Source organism: Nocardioides pelophilus (assembly GCF_014180685.1).
GTDB lineage: Bacteria > Actinomycetota > Actinomycetes > Propionibacteriales > Nocardioidaceae > Nocardioides > Nocardioides pelophilus.
On the sequence record NZ_JACEHF010000117.1, the window covers coordinates 1 to 9,379 of the forward strand.

Consider the following 9,379-nt stretch of genomic DNA (forward strand, 5'->3'; position numbering starts at 1 on the left):
CCCTGACCGGTCTGGCGGCTGCGCTGGCCGCCGGGGACGTCGCACTCGACCGCGGCCCGGACCGCGACGACGTACGACGGGCGCTGCTGGCGCTGCCCGGCATCGGCCCGTGGACGGCCGACTACATCGCCCTGCGTGCCCTCGGGCATCCCGACATCTACCTGCCGACCGACGTCGGCGTGCGCCACGCGATCACCGCGCTCGGCGCCGGCGACGCCGATCCGGCGACCTGGGCGCCGTGGCGCTCCTACGCCCTGCTACACCTGTGGACCTCACTGGAAGAGAGCTGAACATGTGGACCGTCATCGACTCACCGATTGGCGAGCTGCGGCTCGTCGCGCGCGGCGGCGCGCTGACCCAGATCGAGTTCACGCCGTTCCGTGACTCCGACGGCCGTCCGAAGGGCGACCGCGTCGACGACGACCCGTTGCTCGTCGAGGCCGCCCGACAGCTGCGCGACTACTTCGCCGGAGATCTCAAGGACTTCGACCTGCCCCTGGCCCCCGTCGGCAGCGCATGGCAGCAGGCCGTGTGGGACCAGCTGACGAAGATCGGGTACGGCGAGACCGCGTCGTACGGCGAGGTCGCCGCGCGCCTCGGCAAGTCCAACGCGGCCTCTCGTGCGGTCGGGCTGGCCAACGGCGCCAACCCGATCCCGATCGTGATCCCGTGCCACCGCGTCATCGGCGCCAACGGCACTCTCACCGGCTACGCCGGGGGCATCGAGCGCAAGCAGACCCTGCTCTCGCTCGAGCAGGATGCTCTGTTCTGACCGAGCTCACTCAGCCGCAGCGCGGCGCAGCGACTCGGAGAGCCGCTCGGCGGCGGCGAGGACGGCGGGGGCGTGCATCCGGCCGGGCTGGCGGGAGAGCCGCTCGAGGGGGCCGGAGACCGAGACCGCGGCGATCACCTTGCCGCCGGGGGAGCGGACCGGCGCGGACACCGACGCCACACCCTGCTCGCGCTCGCCGACGGACTGCGCCCAGCCGCGGCGCCGGATCGCGGAGAGCTCGGCGGCCGAGAACGCGGCGTTCTGCAGGCCGCGGTGGATGCGCTCGGGGTCGTCCCAGGCGAGGAGGACCTGGGCGGCGGAGCCGGCGCGCATGGTGAGCTGCGAGCCGACGGGGATGGTGTCGCGGAGACCGGACGGCCGCTCGGCGGCGGCGACGCAGACCCGGTGGTCGCCCTGGCGGCGCCACAGCTGGGCCGACTCGCCGGTGATGTCACGCAGTCGCGCGAGCACTGGACCGGCGGTCGCGAGCAGCCGGTCCTCGCCGGCGGCTGCGGACAGCTCGGCCAGGCGCGGGCCGAGCACGAAGCGTCCCTGCATGTCGCGGGCGACCAGTCGGTGGTGCTCCAGGGCCACGGCCAGTCGGTGCGCGGTGGGGCGCGCCAGGCCCGTGCCGGCGACCAGCCCCGCAAGGGTGGCCGGCCCGGACTCCAGGGCCGTGAGAACCAGGGCTGCCTTGTCCAGCACGCCCACGCCGCTCGAGTTGTCCATATGGCAAGACTATCGTCTCAGATCATGGGATGCAAGCGTAGGCTTCATCACGCAGTGTCGGGAAGGGTGGCGCGACCCGCCGCACCGGACCGCGAAGACAGTCGAAACGAACGGCGAGGAGCAGTCATGGGCAAGACCCTGGCGGAGAAGGTGTGGGACGAGCACGTCGTCCGGTCGAACCCGGGAGAGCCGGACCTGCTCTACATCGACCTCCACCTCATCCACGAGGTGACCAGCCCACAGGCGTTCGACGGCCTCCGGCTGGCGAACCGGAAGGTGCGCCGCCCCGACCTCACCCTCGCGACCGAGGACCACAACGTCCCGACCCTCGACTGGGACAAGCCGATCGCCGACCCGGTGAGCAAGACGCAGGTCGACACGCTGCGCAAGAACGCCGCCGACTTCGGCGTACGCCTCCACCCGCTCGGTGACGTCGAGCAGGGCATCGTGCACGTCGTCGGCCCGCAGCTCGGCCTGACCCAGCCCGGCATGACCATCGTCTGCGGCGACAGCCACACCAGCACCCACGGGGCGTTCGGCGCCATCGCGTTCGGCATCGGCACGTCCGAGGTCGAGCACGTGCTGGCTACCCAGACCCTGATGCAGGCCAAGCCGAAGACCATGGCGGTCACCGTCAACGGCAGCCTGCCGCCCGGCGTCACCTCGAAGGACCTCGTCCTCACCCTGATCGCCCACACCGGCACCGGCGGCGGCCAGGGCTACATCGTCGAGTACCGCGGCCAGGCCATCGAGGAGCTCTCGATGGAGGGCCGGATGACGGTCTGCAACATGTCGATCGAGTGGGGTGCGAAGGCCGGCCTGATCGCCCCCGACCAGACCACGTTCGACTACATCGAGGGCAAGCCCGAGGCGCCGAAGGGTGCCGACTGGGACGCCGCCGTCGCGCACTGGAAGACCCTCGTCACCGATGACGACGCCGAGTTCGACAAGGAGATCGTGCTCGACGCCTCGACGATGACGCCGTTCGTCACCTGGGGCACCAACCCCGGCCAGGGCGTGCCGCTGGGCGCGACCGTCCCGAGCCCGGACGACTTCGACGAGCCGAACGACAAGATCGCGACCGAGAAGGCGCTCGAGTACATGGGACTCGAGGCCGGCACCCCGATGCGCGACATCAAGGTCGACACCGTCTTCGTCGGTTCCTGCACCAACGGCCGGATCGAGGACCTCCGGCTCGCCGCCGAGATCATCGAGGGGCACAAGGTCGCCGACGGCACCCGCCTGCTGGTCGTGCCGGGCTCGGTCCGGGTGCGCAACCAGGCGATCGAGGAGGGCCTCGACAAGATCTTCATCGAGGCCGGAGCGGAGTGGCGCGGCGCAGGCTGCTCGATGTGCCTGGGCATGAACCCCGACCAGCTCGCTCCCCAGGAGCGCAGCGCGTCGACGTCCAACCGCAACTTCGAGGGCCGGCAGGGCAAGGGCGGACGCACCCACCTGGTGTCGATCCCCGTCGCCGCCGCGACCGCGGTCCGCGGCACCCTGTCCTCGCCCGCCGACCTCTGAGAGGGGAACGATCATGGAGAAGTTCACCAGCCACACCGGCGTCGGCGTACCGCTCAAGCGCAGCAACGTCGACACCGACCAGATCATCCCGGCCGTCTACCTCAAGCGGGTGACGCGCACCGGCTTCGAGGACGGGCTGTTCGCCGCGTGGCGCAACGACCCCGACTTCGTGCTCAACAACCCGGTCTACGCCGGAGGCTCGGTGCTGGTCGCCGGTCCTGACTTCGGCACCGGGTCGTCCCGCGAGCACGCCGTGTGGGCCCTGCAGAACTACGGCTTCAAGGTCGTGCTCTCGGCCCGCTTCGCCGACATCTTCCGCGGCAACTCCGGCAAGGCCGGGCTGGTCGCCGCGCAGGTCGACGAGAAGGTCATCCAGGCACTGTGGGACTACCTGGAGGACAACCCGGGCGGCACGATCACCGTCGACCTCGAGGCCAAGACGGTCAGCACTCCCGATGGCGAGGTGCAGGACTCGTTCGACATCGACGACTACACCCGCTGGCGCCTGCTCGAGGGCCTCGACGACATCGGCATCACGCTCGGCCACGACGCCGACATCGCGGCCTACGAGAGCACCCGCCCCTCCTGGAAGCCGGTCACCCAGCACGCCTGACCCGGCTCGAACTGCTCGCACAACCACGCCGACCCGGCTCCAACTTGGAGCCGGGTCGGCGGGTTTTGTGCCTGAGTTGGAGCCGGGTCGGTCAGCGGGCAAATGCGGGGCGGAGGTGTCCGGCCACCTACGATTAACCTCGTGTCCACCTCGTCCATCGTCGATCCGCCCGTGCCGGCGGAGGACGATGGGGAGGTCGACGAGACCCCCGACGAACCGTCGGTCCCGGAGCCGCACGGCGTCGCCGTGGTGCTGCGCCGCGGCACCCTCGTCTCGCTGCTGATCGCCGTCGTGCTGACCCTCGTGCTCGAGGTGTCCACGCTGTGGCGCGGCGACCCGCGGTGGGTCGGCGACCAGTTCGTCACCGGTGTCGGCTTCTACGTCGACGCGATCGTGGTCTGGCTGTTGCTGCTGTTCCTGTGGTCGCTGATCGGCCGCCTGTGGTGGGCGGCCGGGGTGCTGTCGGCGGTGGTGGTTCCGGTCGCCTCGGCCAACCGGGTCAAGATCGATCTCCGTGAGGAGCCGATCTATCCCAGCGACATCGACTTCCTCAGCGAGCCCGGCTTCCTCAGCGCCTTCGTCTCCCCGTCGACGGCGGTGCTCCTCGTCCTCGTCGTCACGATCCTCATCGCGGGCTGCGTGCTCGTCGGCCGTCGGCTCGCGCGTTTCTACCCGCGACCGTCGCTCCGCACGCTGCCGCGGAGACAGGCGGTGCGGCTCGGGCTGCTCCGCGTCGGCGTACTCCTCGTGACCGCGACGCTGCTCTTCCAGACCACGAAGTTCAACGAGCCGGGCAACCTGTGGCGCGAGGCGTACGAGGTGCGCGGGGAGCACTGGCGCTACTGGAACCAGAAGACCAACTACCGCAGCAACGGCTTCTTCGGCGGGTTCTTCTACAACATGCCGATCTCGGCGATGGCGAAGCCGGCGGGCTACGACCAGGCCGCGATGGACCAGATCGCCGCGCGCTACGCCCGCGAGGCCGAGCTCATCAACCGCGACCGCACCGGCAGTCTCGACGACGTCAACGTCGTGCTCGTGCTCAGCGAGTCGTTCACCGACCCCACCCAGCTCGAGGGTTTCGAACTGGAGCGCGACCCGATCCCGCAGACGCGGGAGGTGATGGCCGAGACGACGTCGGGGACGATGCTCGCCCAGCTGTACGGCGGCGGCACGGCCAACATGGAGTTCGAGACGTTGACCGGGCAGTCGATCGCGCTCTTCCGGCCGCAGATGGTGTCGCCGTACCAGATGCTCGTCGCCGACTACGAGCGCTACCCGTCGGCCGTCGGGTGGTTCAAGTCGCAGGGCCACCGGGCGATCGCCATCCACCCCTACATGGTGGGGCTCTACAAGCGCGAGCAGGTCTACGAGACGCTCGGCTTCGAGGAGTTCATCCACGACACCTCCATGCAGTCGAAGGAGATGATCGAGGACAACCCCTACATCGACGACGCCGCGGCCTTCGACGAGGTCCTCCACCAGATCGACGAGCACGACGACCCGTTGATGATCAACCTCGTCACGATGCAGAACCACATCCCGGTCGAGGACCACTACGACGACCCGATCGAGGTCAGCGGCATCGGTGGCGACCAGGCCGACCGGATCGGCCAGTACGCACGGGGCCTCGAGCACTCCGACGCCGCGCTGGAGCAGTTCCTCGCCGACCTCGAGGCGAGTGACGAGAAGTCGGTCGTGCTGTTCTACGGCGACCACCTGCCGGGCATCTACGACTCCGAGGTGAAGAACGACAACGACAGCGAGCTCGGGCTCTACCAGACGCCCTTCTTCGTGTGGAGCAGCGAGGGCAACGAGCCGCGTCCGATGCCGCTCACCAGCCCCGCCTTCTTCCTGCCGCTCGTCTACCGGACCGCGAACGCCCCGGTGCCGCCGTACCTTGCGCTGCTCGACCGGGTCTACGACCGGGTGAGTGCGTTGCAGCAGGGCCGCATCATCACCAGCGACGGCGCCGAAACCCCCGAAGATTCGCTGGATCCGCGGTCCGCACAATTGCTCGCGGACCTACGTCTGGTGCAGTACGACTTCTCCATCGGAGAGCGATATTCGGTCGATGACCTCTGGCCCGGAGCCGTCGACTAAAGCGAGCCCGGATGCCACCGAAACGGCGAATGTGGCGCTAATTCGGCCAATTCGGCCCAATTGGCCGAAAAAAACAACGGCATTCCGGGCTTGGTCATTGTGAGGTCGGCCACTTGTCCCTAGCGTGCCGAGGAAGGAAGCCGGGCGGGGGCCCGGCGCTCGACGGCCCAGGGACGACTCGAAAGGCCGATCCCGGCGGAAGGACAAGTAGTGAACAAGTCTCAGTTCATCGACGCACTCGCAGATCGCTACGACGGCAACCGGAAGGCTGCCGCACATGCGCTCGACTCCGTGCTCGACACCATCACGCGCCAGGTCGCGAAGGGCGAGAAGGTCGCTATCACGGGCTTCGGGTCGTTCGAGAAGGCAGTGCGCAATGCGCGCTGGGTCCGCAACCCGCAGACCGGTGCCCGACTCAAGACCAAGAAGAAGGCAGTGCCGAAGTTCACGCCAGGTGCTGACCTGAAGAACGTCATCTCCGGTGCCAAGAAGCTGCCGGCCGTGAAGAAGGCCGCAGCTTCTGCTCCGGCAAAGGCCGCGGCGAAGAAGGCCGCTCCGGCCAAGGCCGCGGTCAAGAAGGCCGCGGCTCCGGCGAAGAAGGCGGTCAAGAAGGCTGCACCGGCCAAGAAGGCCGCACCGGCCAAGAAGGCTCCGGCCAAGAAGGCGCCTGCCAAGAAGGCTCCGGCCAAGAAGGCGCCTGCGAAGAAGGCTCCGGCCAAGAAGGCGCCCGCGAAGAAGGCTCCGGCCAAGAAGGCGCCTGCGAAGAAGGCTCCGGCCAAGAAGGCGCCTGCGAAGAAGGCTCCGGCCAAGAAGGCCGCAAAGAAGTAGGACCTTCGGGTCACCCGCGACGGGCCGTCCTCACGACGAGGGCGGTCCGTCGTCCTTTTGGAGGAGCGCCAGGCCGGCCGCTGCCAGCGCGCTGCGGGTGGCCGGACCGACCCCGAGGGCCGCGGCTTCCTGCAGGCTCACCAAGTCGTCGACGTCGTGCCGCAGGCCGGGCAGCGCACCCGCCACGGGCTCGGCGCCGGCAGCGCGGTGCGCCGCGGCGGAGTCGACGCCGAACTGCGGGTCGAAGTCGTCGTACGACGCGGCGTACAAGGTGGTGCCGGTCCCGGCGGCGTCGGCGACGTACGACGAGCGGCCGGCCGCGGACTCCAGTGCTGCGGCGAGATCCGACGGACGGAGGGCCGGCAGGTCCGCGCAGAGCGCGACCGGGCGTAGGCCCGGCCACCGCCGCGCGCCCTCGGCTGCCGCCTGGACCAGGGCCTGGTTGAGTCCGTGACCGCCGTCCGGGCACGCATCGGCACCCAGCGCGGTGAGGCTGGAGGCGAACCGCGCGTCGTCGGTGGTGACCAGCACGTGCGCGACGCCGGGCGTCGCCAGGCAGGCGCTGACGGTGTCGATCGCGAACGCGGTGGCGAGGGCGACCCGCTGCTCGACGGGCACGCCGACCAGGCGCGTCTTGCCGATCCCCGGCGGCTTCACGGGGATCAGGACGACGTGTTGCGCACCGGCCGTGACCACGGGTCGATCCTGTCAGGTGGATCGGCGCGATCGCGCTGGTGTCCTGCCGAGTGGCGGAGGTCACGGGCCGGTAGCCTGCCTCCCGTGAGGGTGCGCAAGGTGCAGGAGAAGCGCAACTGGGCCATCGGCCTGGCGGTCGTGATCATCAAGCCGACGCTGCTCGCGACGACCAGGCGCGAGTGGATCGGCGGCGAGTCGAACCTCCCTGCGGACCAGGGCTGCGTGATCGCGCTCAACCACCTGTCCCACCTCGATCCGATCACCGCGGCGCTGCTGGTCTACGACCACGGACGGATCCCGCGCTACCTCGCCAAGGACGGGCTGTTCCGCAACAAGGCGCTCGGCTTCTTCCTGCGGCAGGCCGGTCAGATCCCCGTGCACCGCGAGACGCCCGGTGCCGTCGGGGCCTACAAGTCCGCCGTCGCCGCGGTCCGGCGCGGCGAGGCCGTGATCATCTATCCCGAGGCGACGATCACGCGCGACCCGGACATGTGGCCGATGCGCGGCAAGTCCGGCGCCGCCCGGATCGCACTGGAGACAGGGTGCCCGGTGATCCCCGTGGGGCAGTGGGGAGCGCAGGACATCCTGCCGCCGTACACGAAGAGGCCGTTCGTCTTCCCGCGCAAGAAGATCACCGCCCGCATCGGCCCGCCGGTCGAGCTCGCGGACCTCGCCGCCCGACAGCCCCGTACGGCCGAGGTGATCAACGAGGCGACGGACCGGATCATGGCCGCGATCACCCACCAGCTCGAGCTCGTCCGCGGCGCGGAAGCGCCCGACGAGCGCTACGACATGCGTATCCACGGAGATCGCTTCAAGGACCGGAAGAAGAAGGCCTCATGAGCAAAGTCGCAGTGCTGGGAGCGGGCTCGTGGGGCACCGCGTTCTCGATGGTGCTCGCGGACGGCGGCAACGACGTCTCCATCTGGGCGCGCCGGGAAGAGGTGGCCGACGCGATCAACGAGCGACGCGAGAACTCCGACTACCTCCCGGGGCTCGAGCTCCCGCGCTCGGTCACCGCGACCCACGACCCGGAGCGGGCGCTGTCCGGTGCCGATGTCGTCGTGCTCGCCGTACCTTCGCAGTCGCTGCGCACCAACCTCCCGCCGTTCGTGCCGTTCCTCGAGCCGAACGCAGTCCTCGTCTCCCTCATGAAGGGCATCGAGCTCGGGACGCTGCAGCGGATGAGCGAGGTGATCCACGAGGTCGCCGACGTCGACCCCGGCCGGATCGCGGTCGTCAGCGGACCCAACCTCGCCAAGGAGATCGCGCGCCGCGAGCCGGCGGCGTCGGTGGTCGCGTGCGCCGACGAGGACGTCGCGACGATGCTGCAGAAGCGCTGCCACTCGCCGGCGTTCCGGCCCTACACCAGCGTCGACGTCCTGGGCTGCGAGCTCGGCGGGGCCTACAAGAACGTCGTCGCGCTCTGCGTCGGGATGGCCGTCGGACTGGGCTTCGGCGACAACACGACGGCCTCGCTCATCACCCGCGGGCTCGCGGAGACCGCGCGGCTCGCGATGCGGCTGGGCGCCAACCCGCTCACCCTGATGGGGCTCGCCGGCCTCGGTGACCTGGTCGCCACTTGCTCCTCACCGCTGTCGCGCAACCGCACCTTCGGCGAGAAGCTCGGCCTCGGCATGACGGTGGACGAGGTCTACGCCTCGACCCGCCAGGTCGCCGAGGGCGCGAAGTCCTGTGCCTCGATCCGCGCGCTCGCGGAGAAGGCCGGTATCGACGCCCCGATCGCCGAGCACGTCGACGAGGTCGTCGCCGGCCGGATGACCACCTCGGAGATGATGACCGCCTTCATCAGCCGCGACCCCAAAGCAGAGATCGACTAGCCATATTGGCGCGAGCGCGTCGCAGACGGCGCTTGGGTAGCGGTTGCCTGGTGCCTCACGGCCTTCGAGCCGTTGCAGGTCCTGTGAGGGCTTGATCGAGGTCGGCCCAGAGGTCGTCGACGTCCTCGATGCCGACCGAGAGACGGACCAGACCCTCGGGGATGGTCGCGGCCTCGGCCTTCCAGCGGCGGCGGCGCTCGAGGGTCGACTCGACGCCGCCGAGGGAGGTGGCGTGGACCCACAGGCGTACGTCGTGCGCCAGCAGGTCGGCGG

Annotated in this window: 10 protein-coding genes and 1 pseudogene (1 of these 11 cut by a window edge); 8 read left to right on the forward strand and 3 right to left on the reverse strand. The window is 69.8% G+C overall.

Annotated elements, in window-relative coordinates; genetic code table 11:
* A pseudogene (locus tag H0488_RS16630) lies at positions 1–290 on the forward strand (DNA-3-methyladenine glycosylase 2 family protein); the annotation flags it as partial.
* Positions 291–292: 2 nt separating this feature from the next.
* Positions 293–772 (forward strand): methylated-DNA--[protein]-cysteine S-methyltransferase, encoded by a 480-nt coding sequence (locus H0488_RS16635; RefSeq protein WP_183100372.1) that lies wholly within the window; start codon positions 293–295, stop codon positions 770–772.
* 6 nt (positions 773–778) lie between these two features.
* Here the strand turns inward: H0488_RS16635 and H0488_RS16640 are convergent, their stop codons facing one another.
* Entirely contained in the window at positions 779–1,501 is a 723-nt protein-coding gene (locus tag H0488_RS16640) for an IclR family transcriptional regulator (RefSeq protein ID WP_028655929.1), read from the reverse strand.
* A 126-nt stretch (positions 1,502–1,627) separates the two neighbouring features.
* On the opposite strand from H0488_RS16640, the gene leuC reads away from it, so the two are divergent.
* The 4 genes from leuC to H0488_RS16660 all read left to right on the forward strand — a co-directional run bounded on the left by leuC (position 1,628) and on the right by H0488_RS16660 (position 6,569).
* A complete protein-coding gene (leuC, locus tag H0488_RS16645; protein ID WP_183100373.1) occupies positions 1,628–3,025 on the forward strand; it encodes a 3-isopropylmalate dehydratase large subunit in 1,398 nt (465 codons plus the stop codon).
* A 13-nt stretch (positions 3,026–3,038) separates the two neighbouring features.
* A complete protein-coding gene (gene leuD, locus H0488_RS16650) occupies positions 3,039–3,638 on the forward strand; it encodes a 3-isopropylmalate dehydratase small subunit (protein WP_183100374.1) in 600 nt (199 codons plus the stop codon).
* A 141-nt stretch (positions 3,639–3,779) separates the two neighbouring features.
* Positions 3,780–5,741 (forward strand): LTA synthase family protein, encoded by a 1,962-nt coding sequence (locus tag H0488_RS25090; protein ID WP_183100375.1) that lies wholly within the window; start codon positions 3,780–3,782, stop codon positions 5,739–5,741.
* A 210-nt stretch (positions 5,742–5,951) separates the two neighbouring features.
* Positions 5,952–6,569 (forward strand): HU family DNA-binding protein, encoded by a 618-nt coding sequence (locus H0488_RS16660; RefSeq protein ID WP_183100376.1) that lies wholly within the window; start codon positions 5,952–5,954, stop codon positions 6,567–6,569.
* Positions 6,570–6,599: 30 nt separating this feature from the next.
* Here the strand turns inward: H0488_RS16660 and cofC are convergent, their stop codons facing one another.
* The gene (gene cofC / locus H0488_RS16665; protein ID WP_183100377.1) at positions 6,600–7,265 is read right to left on the reverse strand and encodes a 2-phospho-L-lactate guanylyltransferase; all 666 of its coding nucleotides are present in this window, start codon (positions 7,263–7,265) and stop codon (positions 6,600–6,602) included.
* 84 nt (positions 7,266–7,349) lie between these two features.
* On the opposite strand from cofC, the gene H0488_RS16670 reads away from it, so the two are divergent.
* Positions 7,350–8,108, forward strand: coding sequence for a lysophospholipid acyltransferase family protein (locus tag H0488_RS16670; protein WP_183100378.1), 759 nt, complete (start codon positions 7,350–7,352; stop codon positions 8,106–8,108).
* On the forward strand, positions 8,105–9,106 hold the full coding sequence (locus H0488_RS16675; protein ID WP_183100379.1) for an NAD(P)H-dependent glycerol-3-phosphate dehydrogenase: 1,002 nt from the start codon (positions 8,105–8,107) through the stop codon (positions 9,104–9,106). Before H0488_RS16670 ends, H0488_RS16675 begins: the two co-directional genes overlap by 4 nt.
* On the opposite strand, the gene H0488_RS16680 is transcribed toward H0488_RS16675, so the two are convergent.
* Positions 9,103–9,379, reverse strand: partial view of a trans-sulfuration enzyme family protein gene (locus tag H0488_RS16680; RefSeq protein ID WP_446685626.1) — the 3' end only. It continues 884 nt past the right edge of the window; only the last 277 of its 1,161 coding nucleotides appear in the window; the start codon falls outside the window, past its right edge — the gene reads right to left on this strand; it ends in the stop codon at positions 9,103–9,105. The two genes, H0488_RS16675 and H0488_RS16680, sit on opposite strands and share 4 nt — an antisense overlap.

Excerpts from the sequence above, each read along its gene's own strand:
- H0488_RS16635 (WP_183100372.1), top strand. The coding sequence starts at position 293 with ATGTGGACCGTCATCGACTCACCGATTGGCGAGCTGCGGCTCGTCGCG.
- H0488_RS16640 (WP_028655929.1), bottom strand. The coding sequence starts at position 1,501 with ATGGACAACTCGAGCGGCGTGGGCGTGCTGGACAAGGCAGCCCTGGTT.
- leuC (WP_183100373.1), top strand. The coding sequence starts at position 1,628 with ATGGGCAAGACCCTGGCGGAGAAGGTGTGGGACGAGCACGTCGTCCGG.
- leuD (WP_183100374.1), top strand. The coding sequence starts at position 3,039 with ATGGAGAAGTTCACCAGCCACACCGGCGTCGGCGTACCGCTCAAGCGC.
- H0488_RS16675 (WP_183100379.1), top strand. The coding sequence starts at position 8,105 with ATGAGCAAAGTCGCAGTGCTGGGAGCGGGCTCGTGGGGCACCGCGTTC.